The 21,221-nt window shown below is 39.3% G+C and carries 23 protein-coding genes; 16 read left to right on the top strand and 7 right to left on the bottom strand.

The genetic code is table 11. From position 1 onward, the window contains the following. Positions 1 to 113 precede the first annotated feature (113 nt). Positions 114 to 773: a haloacid dehalogenase type II gene (locus AC1VNJ_RS09845; protein WP_328240762.1), complete on the top strand. Its 660-nt coding sequence runs from the start codon at positions 114 to 116 to the stop codon at positions 771 to 773. Positions 774 to 803: 30 nt separating this feature from the next. Here AC1VNJ_RS09845 and AC1VNJ_RS09840 read toward each other — a convergent pair whose 3' ends face one another. The 3 genes from AC1VNJ_RS09840 to AC1VNJ_RS09830 all read right to left on the bottom strand — a co-directional run bounded on the left by AC1VNJ_RS09840 (position 804) and on the right by AC1VNJ_RS09830 (position 3,258). After that, positions 804 to 986: a CsbD family protein gene (locus tag AC1VNJ_RS09840; protein WP_014461302.1), complete on the bottom strand. Its 183-nt coding sequence runs from the start codon at positions 984 to 986 to the stop codon at positions 804 to 806. A gap of 140 nt (positions 987 to 1,126) precedes the next feature. Then, the gene (locus AC1VNJ_RS09835) at positions 1,127 to 1,618 is read right to left on the bottom strand and encodes an NUDIX hydrolase (RefSeq protein WP_328171665.1); all 492 of its coding nucleotides are present in this window, start codon (positions 1,616 to 1,618) and stop codon (positions 1,127 to 1,129) included. Between the two features lie 89 nt (positions 1,619 to 1,707). Continuing rightward, positions 1,708 to 3,258 (bottom strand): glycoside hydrolase family 10-like protein, encoded by a 1,551-nt coding sequence (locus AC1VNJ_RS09830; RefSeq protein WP_247807307.1) that lies wholly within the window; start codon positions 3,256 to 3,258, stop codon positions 1,708 to 1,710. A gap of 215 nt (positions 3,259 to 3,473) precedes the next feature. Between AC1VNJ_RS09830 and AC1VNJ_RS09825 the strand changes: the two genes are divergently transcribed. The 12 genes from AC1VNJ_RS09825 to rpiA all read left to right on the top strand — a co-directional run bounded on the left by AC1VNJ_RS09825 (position 3,474) and on the right by rpiA (position 13,768). Continuing rightward, the gene (locus AC1VNJ_RS09825) at positions 3,474 to 4,328 is read left to right on the top strand and encodes a MurR/RpiR family transcriptional regulator (protein WP_033578206.1); all 855 of its coding nucleotides are present in this window, start codon (positions 3,474 to 3,476) and stop codon (positions 4,326 to 4,328) included. Positions 4,329 to 4,342: 14 nt separating this feature from the next. Beyond that, on the top strand, positions 4,343 to 4,648 hold the full coding sequence (locus AC1VNJ_RS09820; RefSeq protein ID WP_028412249.1) for a PTS sugar transporter subunit IIB: 306 nt from the start codon (positions 4,343 to 4,345) through the stop codon (positions 4,646 to 4,648). A gap of 80 nt (positions 4,649 to 4,728) precedes the next feature. After that, positions 4,729 to 6,030 (top strand): PTS sugar transporter subunit IIC, encoded by a 1,302-nt coding sequence (locus AC1VNJ_RS09815; protein ID WP_033578207.1) that lies wholly within the window; start codon positions 4,729 to 4,731, stop codon positions 6,028 to 6,030. A 54-nt stretch (positions 6,031 to 6,084) separates the two neighbouring features. Beyond that, entirely contained in the window at positions 6,085 to 6,351 is a 267-nt protein-coding gene (locus AC1VNJ_RS09810) for a hypothetical protein (protein WP_033578208.1), read from the top strand. Between the two features lie 16 nt (positions 6,352 to 6,367). Then, positions 6,368 to 7,684, top strand: a complete 1,317-nt coding sequence (locus tag AC1VNJ_RS09805; RefSeq protein WP_482640745.1) for a 6-phospho-beta-glucosidase — start codon at positions 6,368 to 6,370, stop codon at positions 7,682 to 7,684. Position 7,685: 1 nt separating this feature from the next. Continuing rightward, on the top strand, positions 7,686 to 8,831 hold the full coding sequence (gene anmK / locus AC1VNJ_RS09800; RefSeq protein ID WP_228307515.1) for an anhydro-N-acetylmuramic acid kinase AnmK: 1,146 nt from the start codon (positions 7,686 to 7,688) through the stop codon (positions 8,829 to 8,831). Positions 8,832 to 8,848: 17 nt separating this feature from the next. Next, complete coding sequence (locus AC1VNJ_RS09795; protein ID WP_013055725.1) at positions 8,849 to 9,184, top strand: PTS lactose/cellobiose transporter subunit IIA; 336 nt, start codon at positions 8,849 to 8,851, stop codon at positions 9,182 to 9,184. Further along, positions 9,181 to 10,269 carry a DUF871 domain-containing protein gene (locus tag AC1VNJ_RS09790; RefSeq protein ID WP_328158052.1) on the top strand — a complete coding sequence of 363 codons (1,089 nt, stop codon included), beginning with the start codon at positions 9,181 to 9,183 and terminating at the stop codon, positions 10,267 to 10,269. Before AC1VNJ_RS09795 ends, AC1VNJ_RS09790 begins: the two co-directional genes overlap by 4 nt. 4 nt (positions 10,270 to 10,273) lie before the next feature. After that, entirely contained in the window at positions 10,274 to 11,167 is an 894-nt protein-coding gene (locus tag AC1VNJ_RS09785) for a BadF/BadG/BcrA/BcrD ATPase family protein (RefSeq protein ID WP_482640744.1), read from the top strand. A 35-nt stretch (positions 11,168 to 11,202) separates the two neighbouring features. Further along, positions 11,203 to 12,117 (top strand): N-acetylmuramic acid 6-phosphate etherase, encoded by a 915-nt coding sequence (gene murQ, locus AC1VNJ_RS09780; protein WP_482640743.1) that lies wholly within the window; start codon positions 11,203 to 11,205, stop codon positions 12,115 to 12,117. Positions 12,118 to 12,426: 309 nt separating this feature from the next. Beyond that, on the top strand, positions 12,427 to 13,017 hold the full coding sequence (locus AC1VNJ_RS09775; protein ID WP_482640742.1) for a hypothetical protein: 591 nt from the start codon (positions 12,427 to 12,429) through the stop codon (positions 13,015 to 13,017). Between the two features lie 82 nt (positions 13,018 to 13,099). Next, the gene (gene rpiA / locus AC1VNJ_RS09770; RefSeq protein WP_033578214.1) at positions 13,100 to 13,768 is read left to right on the top strand and encodes a ribose-5-phosphate isomerase RpiA; all 669 of its coding nucleotides are present in this window, start codon (positions 13,100 to 13,102) and stop codon (positions 13,766 to 13,768) included. A gap of 32 nt (positions 13,769 to 13,800) precedes the next feature. Here the strand turns inward: rpiA and AC1VNJ_RS09765 are convergent, their stop codons facing one another. Continuing rightward, positions 13,801 to 14,394: a YdbC family protein gene (locus tag AC1VNJ_RS09765; RefSeq protein ID WP_013055735.1), complete on the bottom strand. Its 594-nt coding sequence runs from the start codon at positions 14,392 to 14,394 to the stop codon at positions 13,801 to 13,803. A gap of 136 nt (positions 14,395 to 14,530) precedes the next feature. Between AC1VNJ_RS09765 and AC1VNJ_RS09760 the strand changes: the two genes are divergently transcribed. Then, positions 14,531 to 16,462 (top strand): hypothetical protein, encoded by a 1,932-nt coding sequence (locus AC1VNJ_RS09760; RefSeq protein WP_482640741.1) that lies wholly within the window; start codon positions 14,531 to 14,533, stop codon positions 16,460 to 16,462. A gap of 59 nt (positions 16,463 to 16,521) precedes the next feature. Here AC1VNJ_RS09760 and AC1VNJ_RS09755 read toward each other — a convergent pair whose 3' ends face one another. Together AC1VNJ_RS09755 and AC1VNJ_RS09750 are read right to left on the bottom strand one after the other, a co-directional pair. Next, positions 16,522 to 17,577, bottom strand: coding sequence for a L,D-transpeptidase family protein (locus AC1VNJ_RS09755; protein WP_014461286.1), 1,056 nt, complete (start codon positions 17,575 to 17,577; stop codon positions 16,522 to 16,524). A gap of 565 nt (positions 17,578 to 18,142) precedes the next feature. Then, positions 18,143 to 18,817, bottom strand: a complete 675-nt coding sequence (locus tag AC1VNJ_RS09750; protein ID WP_328241140.1) for a class I SAM-dependent methyltransferase — start codon at positions 18,815 to 18,817, stop codon at positions 18,143 to 18,145. 131 nt (positions 18,818 to 18,948) lie between these two features. Between AC1VNJ_RS09750 and AC1VNJ_RS09745 the strand changes: the two genes are divergently transcribed. Both AC1VNJ_RS09745 and AC1VNJ_RS09740 read left to right on the top strand, forming a co-directional pair. After that, positions 18,949 to 19,818: a LysR family transcriptional regulator gene (locus AC1VNJ_RS09745; protein WP_034269863.1), complete on the top strand. Its 870-nt coding sequence runs from the start codon at positions 18,949 to 18,951 to the stop codon at positions 19,816 to 19,818. A 32-nt stretch (positions 19,819 to 19,850) separates the two neighbouring features. Then, positions 19,851 to 20,204 (top strand): DUF4181 domain-containing protein, encoded by a 354-nt coding sequence (locus AC1VNJ_RS09740; RefSeq protein ID WP_063248229.1) that lies wholly within the window; start codon positions 19,851 to 19,853, stop codon positions 20,202 to 20,204. A gap of 37 nt (positions 20,205 to 20,241) precedes the next feature. Here the strand turns inward: AC1VNJ_RS09740 and AC1VNJ_RS09735 are convergent, their stop codons facing one another. Further along, complete coding sequence (locus tag AC1VNJ_RS09735) at positions 20,242 to 21,174, bottom strand: aldo/keto reductase (protein ID WP_482640740.1); 933 nt, start codon at positions 21,172 to 21,174, stop codon at positions 20,242 to 20,244. Positions 21,175 to 21,221 lie beyond the last annotated feature (47 nt).

The raw sequence follows: 21,221 nt of genomic DNA, 5'->3' as shown, positions 1-21,221 counted from the left end.
TTTATCTTCATAAGAAATGAGCATACTTCAGCTGGTAATATGCCTCTTTTTTAACAGAAAAAACGTTATGTTTTTTTACGAGTGGGTAAAATGAAAGAAGGAGGCGAACACAGATGAAATTTAAAACGATTTTATTTGATGCATATGGAACGCTGTTTGATGTACATACCGTTATTGAAACGTGTGATAAGCTGTATCCGGAACGAGGAGAAAGTATTAGCCATTTATGGCGTTTGAAGCAAATTGAATATGCAATGCAATATCAGCTGATGGGACGATACGTTGACTTTTATACATTAACAAATCAATCCCTGAAATATGCAGCAGAAGCAAATGATATTGATTTAACGGAACATGAAGAAAAAATGCTGATGAGTGCTTACATGAAGCTGAATGTCTACGATGAGGTCAAAGAGGTGCTCGCCTATTTAAAAGAAAAAGGATATCGTCTGGCTATTTTTACGAATGGTCCTAAGCATATGATTGATCCGCTTGTTTCTTATCACAATATGAATCATTTATTTGAAGACGTTATTTCCATAGACGAAATCAAACAGTACAAGCCTACAATGGCAAGCTATCATTATGCAAAAAATAAAATGAATGCAAAAAGAGAAGAAGTATTGTTTCTGTCATCGAATACATGGGATATTGCCGGTGCTAAAAACTACGGGTTCGCAACGGCTTGGGTTAACCGAAAAGGAAATGTAGCTGAGCATAAAGAGTTGCAGCCAAACGTAATGATTAAAAGCTTAAATCAGCTTAGTAAATAAAAAAAGAACGAGCATTAAGCTCGTCCTTTTTTATTTATTGCTAAATGTATCTTTTGTTTCGCCTACTGCTTTTTGAGCATTTCCTTTTGCTTTCTCAGCTTTTCCTTCACGCTGAAGATCGCGGTTATTCGTTGCATTTCCGACTTGATCTTTTACTTCACCTTTAGCTTTTGATACATTTCCTTTAACTTTATCTCCTAAACCTTTACTCATTTTAATCTTCCTTTCTATTAGTGATTAAGTAGTGTTACTTGTCTATTCCACCGTTAGAAAGAAATTAAACATATTTTCTGATTTTGGCCTAAACAGAAGCTAAGCCTGCGATATTTAGAAGTACTGTTTAGTCACTATCATCATTCGGAGGTTTTAAGCTCCCATTCATCATAAATCTGAGATTCATAAGGCCATGATAATAAGCTTAAAGATTCCACTGCTTTTAGAACAAGAGGAGAAGCATTATCGATGTTAAGATCTTGCGGTGCAATCCACAATGCTTCCAAAGAATCTTGTCCTTCAAACTGGACGGGGTTGGAAAGAAGCTCACCGCCGGCAATGTCTACGTAATAAAAAACAGCAATGTGATGTACATGGGTAAATTCTTTCCACTTACAGGGATACTGAAAATCCGTTGTACCGGCTTGAGAAATAATAGTAATTTCAAAGCCAGTTTCTTCACTAAATTCTCTTTTCATCGCATCTGTTAATGTTTCACCGTGTTCTAGCTGTCCGCCTGGCAAATCAAAGCGATGAATATACGGCCCTCTATTTTTTCGAATAACAAGCAGCTTTTCATCTCGCATACAAATTCCATATACGCCAAAGGCGCGATCATAGTTTGGTTCCATCTTTTTTCACTACTTTCTATAACAGAATGGCTTGATAAAGCATCATTTGATTTCTTTATCCTACCATACATTTTGTTATAGAACCTTTTTTAATGAGGTGCTTTTACAGTAAGCGTACGGGAAACAGCACTTTCGTTATGCAAACGGTCAACAGAGGTTACAACATATGTGTATGTTTGATTTTTGAGTGCGCTTTGATCTACAAATAATTGTGTTTCTCCTGTTTTCCGAACGGTTGTCAGTAAGTTTTCTGCGTTGTTGATGTCACCTCGTTTATTGCCTTGGAAGCGATAAATGGCATAATAGGCGGAATCATTCTGCTGATGATCTCGAATTTCAAACGCCGCTTCTTTTGTATGAGGGCCCGCGTTTTTTAATTTTGGTGCTTTTGGAGCCGTATCATCAAGCCAAGGCATTGCCGGAATAAGAGCAGGATGTTTATAAATATCGTTTTGCAGCTTATCTTTTATTCCTAGCGGGTTTCGGTTCAAATCTTTCAGGCTAAAATGCATGCTCCCGTGTACTTCTGGAAATTGATGATTCAGAGCAATTTGCCTTGGATACTCATCGGGATCAGACCATGCTTCCACCGCGTTGTTATTAATTTTATAAGCAGCTTGTCCAATATAAAGGTGAACTGGCTTTCCGCGAACTTCATCTCTCCACCAGTTGAGCAGCGTATCGTAAGCAGCGGGTTCAAATCCAATATTCCAATAAATTTGCGGAGTGATGTAATCAATATATCCATTTTGAATCCACGTACGCGTATCAGCATACAAATCATCGTAGTTTGTTTGTCCAGCAGTCGTCTCAGAGCCAGTTGGATCATTAGCGATGTTTCTCCACACGCCGAACGGACTGATGCCAAACTTCACGTATGATTTTGTTTTTTTAATAGCCGTATTTAAATCTCGAACAAGCTGATTAACATTGTCTCGGCGCCAGTCTTCAATATTCGAAAACGTTTGAGCACCGTAGGTTTGATACGTTTTTTGATCAGGGAACGTTTGACCTGCAATTTTGTAAGGATAAAAATAGTCATCCATATGAACAGCATCAATATCATAGTTTCTTACGACTTCGAGCACTTCTTCAATAATAAAGTTTTTTACTTCGGGAATACCTGGGTTGTAGTAGAGTTGTTTTCCATAGGAGACGACCCAATCAGGATGTTGTTTGGCAGGATGATTATCGGCAAGTTTGTTTAAATCAGTATGATTCATGGTAATGCGGTAAGGGTTAAACCATGCGTGGAATTCTAAGTTGCGCTTATGTGCTTCCTCCACCATAAAAGCTAGAGGATCGTAGCCGGGATCTTTACCTTGTGTACCCGTTAAATATTCTGACCACGGGCCATATTTCGACGGATAAAAGGAATCAGCGGTAGGTTTAATTTGAACGACCACAGCATTCATTCCCATCTTTTGTACTTCATCTAGCAAATAGGTAAACTCTTTTTTTTGCTGCTCAACCGGAAGACCAGGCTGAGAAGGCCAGTCAATATTGTATACGCTTGCAATCCAAGCCGCTCGAAGCTCCCGTTTTTGATACGTAGTAGGTACGTCTGCTTTAGCAGGTAATGTGCTCGAACAAAACAGCAGCAAAAACAAGATGCCTCCAATCCATTTTTTTATATGCATGTTCGTTCCTCCTTCTTTTTTGGTTGAGATAAAATTTCTTTCATAATATAGCATGCGGTCGTTATATTCACAATAGGTTTTAATAAAATATTCTGAAAAATAAAATAAAGTTTTAAAAATATCAGAAAAATATTGAAATTAAACTTCAGAAAAAATATAATAATGGTAATTTAAAGAATATTTTAGAAATACGTTACTTAACGATGGAGGAATTCATGCGCCAATTTTCCGTACTTACTTTAATCGATGCACAAATGAATCATTACAGTCCTGCTGAAGGAAGAGTAGCTGATTACGTGTTAGAAAATCCTACGACCACGTTGAACTTAACGACCAAACAGCTAGCTAAGCAGTGTCAGTGCAGCGAAGCTACGATTATCCGCTTTTGTCAGCGTGTAGGGATTAATAGTTTTAAAGAATTAAAGATTGAATTAGCAAAAGATGCTCATAAGGTGAATAACGAGCAGCTGCCGAATCTTCCGGTTAATTTTGAAGACGAGACCGAAGCTGTGCTTGAAAAAGTCATGAGCAAAAGTATGAGCGCACTTATGAACACGAGTCGTTTAGTGAGCTCTTCTGCAATTGATGCAGCCGCGGAAGCTATTCATAGAGCGAAGCGAGTGTTTTTATACGGAGCAGGAGGATCATCTGTAGTTGCGCTCGATGCGCAGTATAAACTGCTTCGAATTGATATTTCAGCGCTGTTTTCATTAGACAGTCATGTTCAAATGGTGATGGCTACGAATATGACAAAAGATGATGTGCTGTTTGTAGTATCGACTTCTGGTCAAACAAAAGAAGTGGTGGAACTGATGCAAATAGCCAAAGATAAAGGGGCAGCGGTTATTTTGCTAACGCAGCACGGATCATCGCCAGCTTCTAGATTAGCTGATATTCTGCTGACTATTTCGGTAGAAGAGCAGCATATTCGAATTGGAACGATGAGCGCTCGTATTGCTCAGCTAGCCATTGTAGATGCGATGTTTATACGGTTATGTATTCAAAAAGGCAATCAAGTGTTTGAGCGCATAATCGATACACATAATGTAATTCAAAAAATTAAGAGGTAGGGGGAAACGAGAAAATGAAGGTATTGTTTGTATGTTCTGGAGGAATGTCAAGTGCGATTGTGGTGAAAGCATTAAAAACAGAAGCACAAAAGCACGGAACGGATATGGAAGTGCTGGCAATTGGGACAAATGAAGTGGCAGAGGAAATTCAAAAGGGCTGGGACGTTGTAATGGTTGCACCGCAGATTCGTCACCGGTTTAACGCAGTGAAAGCGGAAGCGGATAAAGCTTCTGTTCCATGCGGGCCCATTCCGCCGCAGGCTTATACGCCGCTTGGAGGTCCGACGCTTTATAAAACGGTTCAACAGCTCGTTAGCTAAGGAAAGCAGGTTTCTTCCTGCTTTTTAAATAAATAAGGGGTTTATTACACAAGGGGAGAATATAGAGGGGGAAAGGGTATATGAGCAAATTTGTGTCGTTTTTAGAGAACAATTTATCGGGACCTATGGCCAGGTTATCAGAACAGCGGCATCTTCAAGCCATTCGCGATGGTGTTATTTCCGCTTTGCCGTTTATCATTATCGGAAGTTTTTTCTTGATTCTAGCGTTTCCGCCTGTGCCGCAAGATAGCACAATTGCGAAATGGGCAGCTGATAACAGCGCCAACATTTTAATACCATATCGAGTAACGATGTTTATTATGTCTTTATATATAGCCTTTGGGATAGGGTATAACTTGTCCAAAAGCTATAATCTCGATCCGCTGTCAGGAGCACAAATTGCAGTTGCTGCACTACTTCTTACGGTGACTCCAAAGCTGATTGAAGAAGAAGGATTTATGCTTCCAATGACCAACCTTGGAGGACATGGTTTATTTGTGACGATGATTGTATCGATTTTATCAGTCGAGATTCTCAGGTTTTGTAAAGCAAAAAATGTCACCATTAAAATGCCGGAGCAAGTGCCACCTTCGGTATCGAGGTCTTTTGAAGCGCTAATTCCAGTTGCGATTGTTGTTGTACTTATGACCATTATTACAATTGTTTTAGGTATCGATCTTCATCATTTAGTTGATAAACTAGTTGCTCCGCTTGTAGAGGCAGGAGATAGTTTAGCAGGAGTATTAATACCGGTTTTCTTAATTACGTTTTTCTGGTCATTTGGAATTCACGGCGTCTCTGTTGTTGGGACAGTGGCACGGCCTGTATGGGAAGTATATTTAGCGAAAAATGCTGAAGCGGTAGCAGACGGAGCTTCAACGCTCCCGTATATTGCACCCGAAACGTTCTTTCAATGGTTTGTTTGGATCGGAGGATCTGGAGCAACGCTAGGCCTTGCTTTAGCAATGCTGTTTTTCTCAAAATCTAAATATTCGAAAGCGCTTTCTAGGACATCTTTTATTCCAGCGGTTTTTAATATTAACGAACCAATTATTTTCGGTTTGCCAATTGTCTTAAATCCTATTTTAATTATTCCTTTTATTATCATCCCGATTATTACAACGATCATTTCATACGCAGCAACGGCGACAGGCCTTATTACTCCAACATACGTAATGGTTCCTTGGACGCTCCCGGCGCCGATTGGGGCATATCTATCGACCGGAGGAGACTGGCGGGCGGTTGTACTGGTCGTTGTCAATATTGCTATTTCTGTTGTGATTTATCTTCCGTTCTTTAAAATGTACGACCGAAAGATGGTTGAAATGGAAAGAAGCGATGAAGCAACGGTTACACCATCCGATAGCTCAGTTCAAATGTAAAGAAAGAGAAGCCAACTTGTTTGGCTTCTATCTCTTTAATAGGAGGGAAGATCAATGTTTGTTCGATTTCGATATAAAACCGTGTTTTTATTTCTGTTGACCATGGTTCTTTGTAACGTTATTTTTACACCTTTGCTGCAGTATGCTGGTTTGTCAGCGCAGCATAGTTTATTTGCCATTACAAGTCTGTCAGCAGCTTTGCTTACAACATTTATTTCTATTCGGCTTTCAACAGCAGCTTTATCTAAAACCGCTGTTTGTATACGCTTTGTTTTGCTCGGGGCAGGGTGCACAGCCGTTACATATTTAGCCGTTTTTTAACAAGGAGGGGCAAGGGATGAAAGTAGTGACAATAGGGGGAGGATCAAGCTATACGCCTGAATTGGTCGAAGGGTTTATTAAAAGGTACAATGAGCTTCCAATTCAAGAACTGTGGCTTGTAGATGTTGAAGAAGGAAAAGAGAAGCTTGAAATTGTAGGAGCACTTGCTAGAAGAATGGTCAAAAAAGCAGGTGTTGATATGGAAATTCATTTAACGCTTGATCGAAAAAAAGCGTTAATAAATGCTGATTTTGTAACGACACAGCTTAGAGTAGGCCAGCTTGATGCGCGTATTCAAGATGAACGCATCCCTCTTAAGTACGGAATGATTGGTCAAGAGACAAACGGGGCGGGAGGATTATTTAAGGGCTTGCGAACAATCCCGGTTTTGTTGAAAATTGCCGAGGAAATACACGAAATTTGTCCAAACGCCTGGCTTATTAATTTTACAAACCCTGCCGGTATGGTAACGGAGGCGCTGCTTCGATATGGAAAGCATTCTAAAGTAGTAGGAGTCTGTAACCTGCCTGTACATATGACGAACTCAATCGCCAGCTTGCTTCAAATCGAAAAAGAAGATGTGCACATTGAATTTGCAGGGTTAAATCACTTGGTATACGGGCTGCATGTGTATGCCAAAGGAAAGGAAGTAACGCAAGAAGTCATTCAGCGATTAAGTGATCCAAAGTCTCAAGTAACAATGAAAAACATAGCTCCTATTCCGTGGCAACCGGATTTTTTGGAAGCTCTTGGCGTGATCTTGTGTCCTTATCACCGCTACTACTATAAAACAAAAGAAATAGTAGCAGAAGAGCTTTTGGCCTTTCAGTCAGGTACTACGCGCGCTGAAGTGGTCAAAGCATTAGAAGCCGAGCTTTTTGAACTCTACAAAAACCCAAATCTAGAAAGTAAGCCTCCGCAGCTGGAAAAACGAGGAGGCGCTTACTACAGCGATGCCGCATGTAATTTAATTTCATCCATTTATAACGATAAAGGTGATATTCAAACATTAAATGTAAGAAATAATGGCGCCATTTCTTCACTGCCAAACGAATCTGCGGTTGAAGTAAACTGTGTTGTAACAAAGCAAGGACCAGTACCACTCGCTGTCGGTGAACTTCCGGTAGAAGTGAATGGACTCGTACAGCAAATTAAATCGTTTGAACGAGTAGGAGCAGAAGCCGCGGTTACAGGATCTTACGAAAAAGCGCTGGTTGCCCTGACCATTAATCCGCTTGTTCCAAGTGACGAACTGGCTAAGGCGGTCTTAGACGAACTGCTTCAAGCTCATCGCAAGTATTTACCCGTTTTTTTTAAGGAAGTGAATGCGTAGTATGTATGCCGTTGGACTTATGTCAGGAACGTCACTAGACGGAATTGATGCAGCTCTTGTGGAGATTGAAGGAAGCGGCTATGGAAGTAAAGTTAAGCTTCTTCAGTTCATTACCATGCCGTTTTCACCGCCGTTAAAAAAAGAAATTGAACAGGCGCTTTCTCTCGAACATTCAAATGTACAGCTGATCTGCAGCTTGAATTTTAAACTTGGCTACGCGTTTGCAGATGCAGTGAAAAGAGTGTGCCAAAAAGCCGGGTTTTCTCTTGAACAAGTAGATGTCATCGGATCGCATGGTCAAACCATTTACCATCAGCCGTATGCTTCAGGAAATACAGCGATGTCTACACTCCAAATTGGAGAGCCCGCTGTTATTGCCTATGAAACTAAAACGAAGGTAGTGGCAAACTTCAGAGTGATGGACATGGCAGCGGGCGGGCAAGGTGCTCCGTTAGTTCCTCACACCGAACGAATTTTGTACAGCCACGCTGACCGTACAAGGCTGCTTCAAAACATTGGAGGTATTGGGAATGTAACGTTGATTCCGCCAAAACACTCTCCTATACCCGTAGTAGCTTTTGATACGGGGCCGGGAAATATGATGATAGATGAAGCGTGTCAGCAGCTTTTTCATGTTTCATTTGATGAAAATGGGTGTTTAGCAGCTGGAGGAACTATTATTTCAGAGCTTTTAGAAGACTGTATGAACCATGATTACATGAATCTTTCTCCTCCTAAATCGACGGGAAGAGAGCTGTTCGGTACACAGTACACAAGGAGACTGCTAGAGAAATATAGCAACCATAAAAAAGAAGATTTGCTAGCTACGATTACCATGTTCACGGCATCATCCATTGTACATCACTATGAAACATTTATTTTTCCCGCCTATTCTATTGACGAAGTGATTATTGGGGGAGGCGGAAGTTATAACAATACGCTGATGAATATGATTAAAGCCAAGCTAGGGAAGCGCTGCAGCGTGTATACACAAGAAGAAATAGGGATGTCTTCAGAAGCAAAAGAAGCCGTAGCTTTTGCGGTGCTCGCAAATGAAACACTTGCAGGTTATCCAAGCAATGTACCAAGTGCAACCGGTGCTTTGTCTCCTGTAATATTAGGAAACATTACGCCTGCACCACTATAAAAAAGGGGATGGAAGAAATGACAGAAGCAGCAAATATGGAAAATGAAATTTTTGAACTTATTGCATACGGAGGAAATGCTAGGTCACTGGCATATGAAGCGTTAGAAGCAGCTGAAGATTATGATTTTAATAAAGCTGACGAACTTTTAAAGCAGTCTCAAGAAGAGCTCAGTCATGCTCATAAAACGCAAACTGCGCTTATTCAACGTGAATTGAACGGAAAAACAATTGAAAAGTCGCTGCTTTTAATTCACGCACAAGATCATTTAATGACGGCTATTTCAGAGCAAAAATTAATTGAACATATGATTAAGCTTATTAAAAAATTTAAAAAAGAAGGCGAAAATCAATGAAAAAGCTAGGTATTGCGATTTATCCGGAACATTCGACTGTGGAAAAAGATAAAGCGTATATAGCACTTGCGCATCAATACGGATTTACCCGCATTTTTACGTGCTTGCTTTCTGTTGAAGGCGATCAGAAAAAAGTAATGGCAAATTTTAAAGAAATCATTGAGTTTGCCAATGAGCTAGAGATGGAAGTAGTAGTGGATATCGCTCCTCGCGTATTTGGAGCGCTTGGCATTTCTTATGATGATCTATCTTTTTTTCAAGAATTAGGGGCTTATGCTATTCGTCTTGATCTAGGCTATACGGGAAATGAAGAGTCCATTATGACCTTTAATCCATACGGCTTAAAAATTGAAATTAATATGAGTAATGCAACAAAGTATGTTGATAATATTTTAAGTTACCAGCCGAATCGAAAACAGCTATTGGGGTCGCACAACTTCTATCCTCATCGATATGCGGGATTGTCGTATGATCACTTTATGAAGTGTTCAGCGTTGTTTAAAGAACATAACCTTGAAACAGCAGCGTTTATTAATTCACCAAATGCTACTTTTGGACCGTGGCCTGTTACTGAAGGGCTTTGTACGCTTGAAATGCATCGCACGCTTCCAATCGACGTGCAGGCTAAGCATCTTTTTAAAACGGGATTAATTGATTGTGCAATCATTGCGAATGCTTATGCATCGGAAGAAGAAATGAAGTCGCTGCGTGATGTTGTTCAGCAAGAGCGCTTTACCTTTAATGTGAACCTGTATGATACGATTACCGAGCTTGAGAAAAAAATTGTGCTAGAAGAGTTTCATTTTTACCGCGGAGACGTATCGGATTATTTAATTCGCTCTACGCAAAGCCGAGTAAAATATAAAAAAGAAGAATTCAAGCCTACGCATACTCCTTCCATTCGAAGAGGCGATATTTTAATAGAAAATGAACTATACGGTCAGTACAAAGGAGAGCTGCAAATTGCGCTGTTAGACATGGAGAACTCAGGTAAAACAAACGTAGTAGGCCGCATTGCGGAAGAGGAAATTTTCTTATTAAATGAACTGCAGCCATGGGATAAATTTGCTTTTTGTGAGCGGTGATAAAATGGACTATATTATTGGTATTGACGGCGGGGGAACAAAAACAGAAGCCGTTGCGTACAGCTTAGACGGCCAACAGCTCGCTGCTTCAAAAAGCGGTTACGGCAATTTACTCATTAATTACAACACGGCTATTACTCATATTGATGAATGTATTATGGCGTGCAAAACTGAGCTTGCTGGTCATACATGTAAAGGCATTTCACTAGGACTTGCTGGAAGTAAAGCATTATCCAAAGAAGAAATAAAAAGATATTTTTATAATCGTTATCAAGTAGAAGTAGGTTTATATGATGACGCCATAATTGCACATGAAGCACTACTGCATGGAAAAGAAGGGATTTTAACCATTGCAGGAACTGGAGCCGTCAGCATTGGTAAAAAAGATGGAGTGTATGAATACGGTGGAGGGTGGGGACACCTTCTTGGAGATGAAGGAAGCGGATATTGGATTGGTCTTCAAGCACTGATATTGCTGACGAAAGAGCATGATCAAAACCGTCCGTACAGCAGCCTTAGTCAGACAATCTTGCAACATGTAAAAGCAGATACCATACACGATATAAAAAAGTTTGTCTATTCATCTCCTAAATCAGAAGTTGCTTCACTCACTCCGCTTGTTGTAAATCAAGCGAGAAATCATAAACAAGAAGCAAGTGACATTCTTCAACGGGCTGGAAAGAACCTTGCAAACATGACGCTGCATTTGTATAAGAAGCAGCAGTTTGAAGGGAGCTGCTTGCTGGCATGCAAAGGCAGCATTTTAACGGAAGTTCCAGAAGTGTTTAATGTTTATAAAAAAACATGTGAAAAAGAAATAAACTATATCCAGTGGGCAACACAGCGAGTATCATCTGCTAAAGGAGCTTATCAGCTGTTCATGAAAGAGTATCAATAGAGAAAAAATGATCGTGGAAAAGGCAGGGGATCACAGTGAACTTAAATCATATCTTAACAGAAAAACGCAATCCGCAAACGTTAAACATTGATGAATTATCAAGCCTGGAAATTGTAAAAAAAATTAATGAAGAAGATCACCAAGTGACTCAGGCAATCAATAAGGTGCTGCCTGTTATTGCTTTGTTAGTAGATGAAATTGTCAGTGCTTTTAAACAAGGCGGACGTCTGATTTATATCGGAGCAGGTACAAGCGGGCGGCTAGGCGTGTTAGATGCATCTGAATGTGTACCAACATTCGGTACACCTGCCGAACAAGTAGTTGGGATCATAGCCGGGGGAGACAAGGCGCTTCGGCATGCGTTAGAAGGAGCAGAAGATAATAAGAAACAAGCGATAGAAGATTTGAAAGCGATTAATTTATCAAATAAAGATATTCTTGTAGGGATAGCTGCAAGTGGAAGAACGCCTTATACACTCTCAGCGCTTGCGTATGCAAACAGCCTGGGGGCAGTAACGGGCTGCGTTGTAAATTCTCCTCAATCAGCTATGGAACAAGAAGCAAACTATGCAATAGTAGCAGAATCCGGCCCGGAAGTTGTAACAGGTTCTACAAGAATGAAAGCCGGAACTGCTCAAAAGCTTGTTCTTAATATGCTGACGACGGCTTCTATGATTCAAATTGGTAAAGTCTACAGCAATCTGATGGTAGACGTACAGCCGACTAATGATAAACTTGTCCAGCGTGCTAAAAATATTATTGCAGAACTAACAGGCGTCTCATCAGAAGAGGCAGCCGAAAGTTTACAAACATACAAAACGCCAAAAGCCGCTATCCTTGCGCTTCTTACTTCTATAGAAGGTGATGAAGTGCACCGGCTGCTTGATAAACATGACGGACATTTAAAAAAAGCGATTGGAGAAGCAAAGGAACAGTCGACTAAAGATTAACCCCTAAAAGAAGTGCATACAGCACTTCTTTTTTTGTTGAGTACATTTTTTGCACAATGTATGTGGGTGAATTCGGTCTAATCATTTTGCGAGCAGGAATTACTAACGTATACGATAGAGCCGGGTGAGGCTAACCGGCTGTTAGCTCAGCGCTTGTTATTCAATTTACTATTGTAAAAAAGTTTATTTTCTCTAGTTAAATTAGCATGTGCGCTCTGATAATCCTTTGGTTATTTCTCCTTATGACGATGTAAACATGAATATGGTATTATCGAAAGTTAAAGGGGTATTAAAAGGTGTGTGGAAAAAATGGATCGAAAAAAAGCCGCATCAGTAGCTGGAGCATTGGTCATTGCCGTAGGAATTTGGCTGTTTCAAAGCGGGAAATTTAAAAGCGAAGCCCAGGCAGATAAGTTTACGAGTACGTTTTTGGTCGATCATGAACAAGCAGACAATGGATTTGAATTATTTACTTCGGATACCAATCAATATAGCATGTGGTTTCCGCTTCAGTATGTTATTCATAAATCTTCTTATAAAAGCAGTGAAGATGAAAGTGAAGTATGGACAGCATCAACGAAGGAAAATGATTCATACAATGCTGGGAAAATAACGGCTTTATTTTCTAAGAAAAAAAGCAAAGAAGCTCAAAAAAAAATGGATGCGTTTCAGCCTGATTACATGTTAAAAGGTAAAAATGCAACGATTTATGTGAAAAAACAAACAAGAGATGGAAAGTATAGCATTTATCATGCTTATGTGAATGATGATTATTCAAGCAGGTATATTTACTATACGTTTGAACTAAAAAGTAGCGAACAGACAAATAGTACAAAACAGCAGTATTGGGTAGAAAAAATTCTTCTAAATACACAGTTTCAAAAAAACTCAGCTGAATAGTCAGCTGAGTTTTTTCGTAAGGATTCATAATGCTTTTGCTTTTTTATGTAAACGGGTACAATATGAGTAAGGAGGCCTTCGTATGATTGAAAAACAAGCAGTTGGTGAAAAAGCAGCACAATTTGTTGAAGATGGAATGATTGTAGGGCTAGGAACAGGTTCAACAGCTTATTATACAATTGTCAAACTAGGTGAACGAGTAAAAAATGGATTAAACATCAAAGCGGTTCCTACTTCTCAAAAAACAGAAGAACTGGCAAGGAAACTAGGTATTCCTATTGTTACCTTAGCGGATGTTGAATATATTGATATAGCAATTGACGGAGCGGATGAAGTGGATAGCGAACTTTCTTTAATTAAAGGAGGAGGCGGCGCGCTGCTTCGAGAAAAAATGATTGCGTACGCAGCGAAGCGGTTTATCGTGATTGCGGATTCTAAGAAAATAGTGAAGACGCTAGGAGCTTTTCCTCTTCCTGTTGAAGTTATACGTTTTGGCTGGGAAATGACGGCGAAGCATATTCGCAGTGCAGGTTGTGTACCGCAGCTTAGGCTTTTAGATGATCATACGCCGTTTATCACCGATAACGGAAATTATATTCTAGACTGCCATTTTTCAGAAATTGAAAATCCTGCTTTGCTGGAAAAACAGCTTACAATGATTCCAGGCGTAGTAGAAAGCGGTTTGTTTGTAGGAATGACGGAGGAAGTCATTACCGTACAAAATCAAGAGGTTCATATCATAAAAAAATAGAAGCTTTGGCGTCGGGCCTAGGCTTCTATTTTTTAATTGGAAAGAACGTTCCAATTTTTCTCTAATTGGTATATGTATTGAGACGCGTTCAGTACATTTGGATGAACGAAAGTATCAATTGTTTTTTGCGGACAAGCAGATCCGTATAATGAAAAAATGACAAGCTTGCTATGCTCGATTGGTGATACAACGTGAGATAAACAGCGATAAGAAGGATTTATCAAGCTTTTTACCATCTCATGAATATCTTCTTTGTCGTAAAAATCGACTTCAATTTCCGTCTTTACTAAATAACGGCTTTCAATGGCGCTGCTTCTATAATAATTGTAGCGTGCTCCGATGAAGTAGGACGGATCTGATGTTGAAACGTCCAAATTCGTATATGTTTGATCCTGCTTGCTTTTATAAAAAATAGAATCATGAGTATGCTTCATGAATTCTTGATAAGTTGTTCCATCTTCCCACAGAGCTAGAATACAAGCATCTGTTTCATCTTCCACGTTCCAACCCCCTAATTGGCCAATGAAACCATTCACGTGTGCAAGAGCAGCCCAATGCTGTTGCGTATATGAAAAAGATGCTTTTTTATCAGTCGGTATGCTGCATTTCACAATTTTTGTCAACATTCTCCCATCACCTCAATTAATTACTTCGATAAATGCAGGAAAAATCCTTCTAAAAAGAGGAAAATGATAGACATATCCCCCCTTTAAAAGCCATACATTTCAAATAGGACAATGTTAGGGAAAGAAGGGGAAATGAATGAAAGTTTTTCGTGCAAAAGCCTGTCAGTCTCCTACGCGAAAAGGCTGGTCAATTATGTTTCAGCATCCGTTTAAAAAAGATGAAAGAGGAAGATCGCACCCGTTTGTTAAACGGTTTATGTATACAGAGCAACACGATGAAATTGACATGTTGGTTGAAGAGATGAATGAACTGCTGAGAGTGCAGGATTTTTGGACAAGTACTGCAAAAGGAAGAGCAAAAGCAAGGTATGATGAACGAGTAGTGAATGCTTTTTATAACGATATTGAAAAAAAGACAAGCGAACAAATTGACAGCGAGTATGAGTACGTTCATGTAATAGGAGAACAAGGAAGCGGCAAAACATCTTTAATCCGCCAGCTTCTTGGTATAAAAAAGGAGTGCGGCTTTCTAGGAATAGGCAGTAAAGGCGCTTATTCTGCTACGTATAAGGTGAAGGATTCCCAACACTATGAAGCTGCCGTCTCTTTTTTTTCGCGAAGTGAAGTGCAAAGGAAAGTGGAGAATATCCTACTAAGAAGCGCTGAAGTGTATGCTGAAGGAGGCACGGATTATGACTTAGTCTTTGAGTTATTACACGGAGATTCCTCTTTTAATCTGCGCGCTCTTTTGGGAGATATCCCATACAAAGCCCGTTATTTTAATGATGATGTTCCTTTAAGAATGAGCGACGAAAATAGTTCATTCAAACAATTTGTAGATGCAATTAAACGAGAAAGTGAAATAGTAAAAGACGCTGTTGATCAAGAAGGAAGAGATTTTGCAGAGGTATGGCATAAGCGGCTTGAATGTAGGAAGATCACTGAGCAAATGCTTCTGGCAATTGAATCTCGGTTGAGAGAATACAAGGAAGGAACGTGGGAAATAGGAGAAGACGACTGGCCAATATCCTGCCGTCTCACAGCAAAAGAGCTGTCTTTCTTTGATCCGCTAACAAATGAAGAAGAAGAAAATAACGGACGCCTTATCTATCCATTGTTTCGTAGAATTGAAGTTTCCGGCCCTTTTTCTTTTAAAAAAGGGGTAGCGATTTGCGAGCATCCATCTGTTGAATATACGGGCACCATCCACGATTCTTTTAAACAAGCAGCTTCCATTTTATACGTACATCATGGGCTTAAAGAATTAGATATTCAATTTCTTCAGCAGCTCATCGTACATGGGCACGGTGCTAAGGTAAACGTTTGTGTTACACACGGAGATTTGCTTACCTCTCCAAGCTGCCGTACGGATTATGCTAAAAAACATGCCATGGCTAAATTGATAGATGGTGCGCTTAAAAGCGTTTCACCTCTTATGAGAAAGCAGCTTCACTACTATTTAACAGTAGGGAATACGTCTGTTTTAGAATGTGTACACGAGGAATCCGAAGAGAGTCACTTTCTGTATAAAGACTTAAAGGCAGCTTTAGTATCAGAAACGAGAAAAAAGCAGCAAGAGCTGCATCCTATTTATTTAAACTTGACTGTCTCGCAGGCTTTTTATGAAGCAATGGAGTCGCTGAACATTCCTTATATGGACAGAGAAACGTGTTTAAACATTTCCTTAGGAGAGAATGAAGGACCGGTACCAGCTATTGCGTCCGCCGTTATTTCATCTGTGTATGAGCATTTTTTAAGTCAGCCGTCTGGATGGTCAAGTACTTATCATTCGGTCACCGACCGACAGCAGGTTATTCAAGAGTTGGCAGGTGAGTTCGCAACCGTCGTTTATTCCTATTTCAACGAACAGCTGCTTGAAAATCCCCGTAATGACTGGCGCGCTCTTTATAAAGAAAAAGAAGACGATCAGCCGTATAAATATAGCAGGGTCATAGAAAGTGTGATTCCTGCCAAAAACGATATCTATCAGCAGCAAATTCTTATGAGAACGGTTTATCAATTGATTAAGTATGTGGTAGAAAAGAAAGACGGCGTAATGGTTCATTAAGGAGCCCGTGTAAAAAGAGGTTTATAAATAAAAAAAACAGAGCCTGATTTCAGGCTCTATTAGCGTTTGGAAATAGCAGTTAACGTATTAGGTCCGGCAACGCCGTCCACTGCTAGCTTATTGTCTTTTTGAAACTTACGCACAGCAGCTTCAGTATTGGCGCCGAAAATACCGTCCGTGCCTTTTGTATCATAGCCAAGCGCCGTTAATTTCTTTTGAAGAGCTTGAACATTGCTGCCTTTGCTGCCTTTTTTAAGCGTTTGTTTTGTGTTAATTGTTGTATCCGCTGGTGGGTTTGTTGGCTTTGGATTTGTCGGATTTGTTGGTGTCGGGTTGGTTCCAGGGTTTCCTAAAGCTTTATACGTTGATGGACCAACAATACCGTCAGCCGTTAAGCCGTGGTCTTTTTGGAACTTACGCACAGCTGAATCTGTATTGGCACCGAACACACCGTCCGTACCTTTTGTGTTATAGCCAAGTGAAGTTAGTTTCTGCTGAAGTTCTTTAACTGCATTTCCTTTACTGCCTTTCTTTAAAACAGTTCCTGTAGAAGGAGCTGGAGTAGAACCTGAGTTTCCAGAAACGTTGTACCCGTTTGCTGCTGCAATGTCATTAAATGATTTAGAAGAAGTTGTAATCACAACCGGTGTACCGACGGTCACTTTACTAAATAACCATGCCACTTCTTCATCGTACATACGAACGCATCCGCTGCTTACATATTTGCCAATGGAAGCAGGATTATTATTTCCGTGAATAGCATACGTCGTGCCGTATGTACCTCTCGCATTTAGACCCAGCCAGCGATTGCCAAGAGGGTTTCTAGGATCTCCACCAGGAATGTTCCCTGAGTAATAAGGGCGATTGACAATTTTATTCACTACTTTGAAATGCCCTTCTGGTGTAAGAGACTGCGTGCGCCCTGTTGCGACTGAAAACGTTCGGACAAGTGAACCATTTTGGTAATAAGCGAGTTTATTTGTTGCTTTGTTAATGATAATTAAATGAGATGGTGTTGAAGCAGCTTCTGTTTTTGGAACCCCTACAAACAAGCAGGCTAGAGCTAAAATAGCCGCTATGAGTACGATTGTTGTTCTTGATATTCTATTTGCCATGTGCTGCGCCTCCTTAGGCTGCATTAATGAAAAACGTATGGTGCGGCAGTGCTATAAATTCTTCACTAATAAAATAAAAGACGAATAGCTGCATTTTCTACACCTGTATGTATGCGCTTAATAAGGAAATCATTAAGTAGAAAGACTTTACTAGCGGGAATTTATAATAATAAGAATAACTAAGTTTTTCTTGATGATTTGTACAACTTTAAGAATATAAGTTTACTAATCTAGCGGATTTATATTTACATAAGCAGCACATCCTTTCCAGTTCTTCATTTTCGTGTAAAGAAATGAAAGCGTTATACAGATTGTTTTGTAATCATATTGTAACATAGTTGTATTTTTTATACCATAAAAAGACATAAAATAGTATAAAAATACTTTATATGGGTTTTATGTACAAAAAATTCAAAAGTTCAGGAGAACGAAGCTATTATTAGATATACGAAACTGGAAAAGAAGTATGCGTAGTTTTGCGGAAATAGATAAATATTCTTATTCGAATATAGGGAGGAACAGAGTAAAAAAACTACTTGCAAAGAGACAAGTAGTTTTTAAAGCGTTATTTTTGAGCATACATTACAACAAAATTAAAAAATTTATAAATGCAATCCACTGTGCTGAACCCGCTTGCTGTTAGCCAATTTAACTGATCATGTAAAGTTGCCATTTTATCTAACTTCGTACGTTCATGAGCAGCCTTAATTTGCTCATGCGTTAATCCGCTTGCGGCAATTCTTTCACTCCAGTCTTTTTTATATAACTCTTCAATAATGGAAGAATGGCCTAATACTTGATCGGCATTAATAAAGATTCCTCCTGTATGCAGCAAATTATGAATTTGACCATACAGCTTTTGCTTTTGTTCGTCTTCTAAATGATGAATAGCAAGTGAAGAAATCACAATGTCGAATGAGTACTCAAATTCGTAGCTTGTTATATCTGATACAATAAATTCCATGTGCTGTTCGTTTTTAAAGCGCTCCTTGGCTTTTTCAAGCATTTGATCTGACACGTCAATCAACGTGAAATGAGCACCTGGGTATTTTTCTTTGACAAAAGAAGAAAACAATCCTGTACCTGCTCCGATATCAAGTACGCGAAGCGGCTTATTTGAAAAGTGAAGAAGAGAAACGGGAATGGAATAAAAATCAAAAAAACAAGGAATAAGTTTGCGGCGCTGCTCATCATACTGAGAAGCATGAGCATTGAATTTTTCTTTAACGTTATTTTTCATTTTTACAGCTCCTTTATTTGGTAATATTGAGATACATATATCGTATAGAAGTTTGGTAGAAAAGAAAATAAACAAAAATAAGCAGTATTGATTCCAGTTTGTTATGAATAGAAAGAGATGGAGAGAAGAAAATGGAGATCAAATGGTTAAAAACATTCATCATAGCGGCTTCTTATGAAAATTTCAGGCAAGCGTCTGAAGATTTATTTTTAACACAGCCTGCTGTATCAAAGCATATTCAGCGACTGCAGCAAGAGTTAGGTGCTGAGCTTTTTGAAAAAAAAGGTAAATACATCACGCTGACTGAGGCAGGACGCTTTTTTTTGCCTCATGCTCAAAAAATGGTGAGGGCATATGAAGAAGGAGTAGGAAATTTTAAGTTATGGAAGCAAGGATATAACCGAAAACTGACTATATCCGCTGCTCCTCAAATAGCAGCATCTGTTTTACCAAGCCTCATCAAACAATTTGTAGAGAGATATCCCCATATTGAAGTAACGGTTAATATCACAAATTCGTTTCAAGTGGGAAAAGACATCAGCGACAGAAGGTCAGATATTGGATTAACAAGGATGCTTCCGGGTCAGGCAGACGTTTTTTATGAGTTAATTCATAAAGAAAAAGCAGTCTTAGTTGCCCCGTTTTCTGCAGAGGCACGTACGGAACAGGAGCTGTTATCTTCCTACCGGCTGCTTACGAATAATCATCCTGTTTATTGGGAAGATTTACTCCTTCAAATCAAGGCTTGTTATCCTCACATTCAGCTGCTTCCTGTGACGCAAGTAGAAATTACAAAGCGCTTTATTGAAGAAGGTTTAGGCGTATCTTATTTGCCATTTTCTATGGTGAAAAAGGAAGTTGAAAATCAAACGTTAAGCGTCATTTCACAGCAAAAAATTATCCGGCCTTCTTCACATACGTATATCGTAACAAAAGGTGAAACGGAAGAAACAAAGCAGTTTAAGCACTTTGTAGCTGAGACCTTAACAGAAACGAGTTGAAATGATACCATAAAAAGGAAGGGGGGATGGCAATGTATATATTAATAATACTTGTAGCAGCAGCGGTCTTAGCAGACTTTATTTTAAGAAAAGTCCTTGATATCCCTCGCAGCAAATTTTGGGGAAAATATGAGTATGAAAGTCTAGCTTTAGGCCGATGGGATAAATATGTGACGATAGCTTTTGTTCTTTGTCTGTTACTTGATATGATCTTTATGTTTGTAGAGCCTTATATCGTATCTTTCCTATTTTTAGTCGTGAATATTTTGTTAAAAAGTATAGATGAATGGAAATACAAACAAGAAACGAAAGAGTACGTAACAAGCTTTGTACAGATGGGATTCTTCTTTACAGCTTTTGTTCTATTAGTCAGCGGAATTGTATAGAAAAAAGAGCTTTACCTATGGCAAAGCTCTTTTTGTATTATTTAAAAATATGATCAATGTCTTTAATTTCAGAAGAAGTGAGCTGAACATCTAATGTTTTTAAGTTATCAAGTACTTGATCAGCGCGTTTTGCTCCTGGAATTAATACATCAATTGAATCGCGCGTTAAGTACCAAGCCAGAACAAGATGAGCTACTTCTACGCCTTTTGCGCTAGAGATTTGACGAAGACGCTCTACTTTTTCTAGGTTTTGCTGAAATGCTTCGCCGATAAAATGAGGCATATCTTCGCGCAGGTCATTAAACTTTGTGTTTTTATCGTATTTCCCAGCAAGTAAACCAGCAGCTAGCGGGAAGTATGGAATAAATGAAATGCGGTTTGCAGCCGTGTAAGGTAAAATATCGTTTTCTGCTTCTCGCTGAATTAAGTTATATTGGCCTTGCACCACGTCTACATAACCATCTTTATTTGCTTCTTTTAACTGATCTAACGAGAAGTTTGATACGCCAATAGAACGGATCTTACCTTCGTCTTTTAATTCTTTTAACGCACCAACTGCTTCGTCTTTTGGTGTGTTTTTGTCTGGGAAATGAATATAATACAAATCGATATAATCTGTTTGAAGGCGTTTTAAGCTATCTTCAACTGACTGTTTTAAAAACGCAGGAGAGTTGTCTAGCAGTACCTCATCTCCAACAATTTTATGTGCTCCTTTTGTGGCGATAACCGCTTCTTCACGATTTCCACGTTCTTTTAGCACTTCACCAATTAGTTCTTCAGAACGTTTTGGACCATAAATGAACGCTGTATCAAGGAGGGTTATGCCATTATCTAGCGCCTTATGAACAAGGTCCTTGCCGACTTCTTCGTTTAGGTTAGGATATAAGTTATGTCCTCCTACAGCGTTTGTTCCAAGTCCAATAGGATTAACATATAATTCGGATTTTCCAATCTGTACTTTTTCTGCCATGTCTAACGTCCATCTCCTTTTTTATATCTTCTTTTTTACTATAGCAA

The sequence above is a fragment of the Priestia sp. 3CA3 genome (genome assembly GCF_056836725.1).
Note: the sequence above shows the minus strand (reverse complement) of the source record. Positions and strands in the feature narration are given on the sequence as shown.

Bases quoted from the DNA above. Each gene is read 5' to 3' on its own strand.
- AC1VNJ_RS09795 (WP_013055725.1), top strand. From the start codon at position 8,849: ATGACAGAAGCAGCAAATATGGAAAATGAAATTTTTGAACTTATTGCA.
- AC1VNJ_RS09750 (WP_328241140.1), bottom strand. From the start codon at position 18,817: ATGAAAAATAACGTTAAAGAAAAATTCAATGCTCATGCTTCTCAGTAT.
- AC1VNJ_RS09805 (WP_482640745.1), top strand. From the start codon at position 6,368: ATGAAAGTAGTGACAATAGGGGGAGGATCAAGCTATACGCCTGAATTG.
- AC1VNJ_RS09760 (WP_482640741.1), top strand. From the start codon at position 14,531: ATGAAAGTTTTTCGTGCAAAAGCCTGTCAGTCTCCTACGCGAAAAGGC.
- AC1VNJ_RS09735 (WP_482640740.1), bottom strand. From the start codon at position 21,174: ATGGCAGAAAAAGTACAGATTGGAAAATCCGAATTATATGTTAATCCT.
- AC1VNJ_RS09825 (WP_033578206.1), top strand. From the start codon at position 3,474: ATGCGCCAATTTTCCGTACTTACTTTAATCGATGCACAAATGAATCAT.
- AC1VNJ_RS09775 (WP_482640742.1), top strand. From the start codon at position 12,427: ATGGATCGAAAAAAAGCCGCATCAGTAGCTGGAGCATTGGTCATTGCC.
- AC1VNJ_RS09755 (WP_014461286.1), bottom strand. From the start codon at position 17,577: ATGGCAAATAGAATATCAAGAACAACAATCGTACTCATAGCGGCTATT.
- AC1VNJ_RS09835 (WP_328171665.1), bottom strand. From the start codon at position 1,618: ATGGAACCAAACTATGATCGCGCCTTTGGCGTATATGGAATTTGTATG.
- AC1VNJ_RS09820 (WP_028412249.1), top strand. From the start codon at position 4,343: ATGAAGGTATTGTTTGTATGTTCTGGAGGAATGTCAAGTGCGATTGTG.
- AC1VNJ_RS09765 (WP_013055735.1), bottom strand. From the start codon at position 14,394: ATGTTGACAAAAATTGTGAAATGCAGCATACCGACTGATAAAAAAGCA.
- AC1VNJ_RS09815 (WP_033578207.1), top strand. From the start codon at position 4,729: ATGAGCAAATTTGTGTCGTTTTTAGAGAACAATTTATCGGGACCTATG.
- AC1VNJ_RS09810 (WP_033578208.1), top strand. From the start codon at position 6,085: ATGTTTGTTCGATTTCGATATAAAACCGTGTTTTTATTTCTGTTGACC.
- AC1VNJ_RS09790 (WP_328158052.1), top strand. From the start codon at position 9,181: ATGAAAAAGCTAGGTATTGCGATTTATCCGGAACATTCGACTGTGGAA.
- AC1VNJ_RS09840 (WP_014461302.1), bottom strand. From the start codon at position 986: ATGAGTAAAGGTTTAGGAGATAAAGTTAAAGGAAATGTATCAAAAGCT.
- anmK (WP_228307515.1), top strand. From the start codon at position 7,686: ATGTATGCCGTTGGACTTATGTCAGGAACGTCACTAGACGGAATTGAT.
- AC1VNJ_RS09745 (WP_034269863.1), top strand. From the start codon at position 18,949: ATGGAGATCAAATGGTTAAAAACATTCATCATAGCGGCTTCTTATGAA.
- AC1VNJ_RS09845 (WP_328240762.1), top strand. From the start codon at position 114: ATGAAATTTAAAACGATTTTATTTGATGCATATGGAACGCTGTTTGAT.
- rpiA (WP_033578214.1), top strand. From the start codon at position 13,100: ATGATTGAAAAACAAGCAGTTGGTGAAAAAGCAGCACAATTTGTTGAA.
- AC1VNJ_RS09785 (WP_482640744.1), top strand. From the start codon at position 10,274: ATGGACTATATTATTGGTATTGACGGCGGGGGAACAAAAACAGAAGCC.
- AC1VNJ_RS09740 (WP_063248229.1), top strand. From the start codon at position 19,851: ATGTATATATTAATAATACTTGTAGCAGCAGCGGTCTTAGCAGACTTT.
- AC1VNJ_RS09830 (WP_247807307.1), bottom strand. From the start codon at position 3,258: ATGCATATAAAAAAATGGATTGGAGGCATCTTGTTTTTGCTGCTGTTT.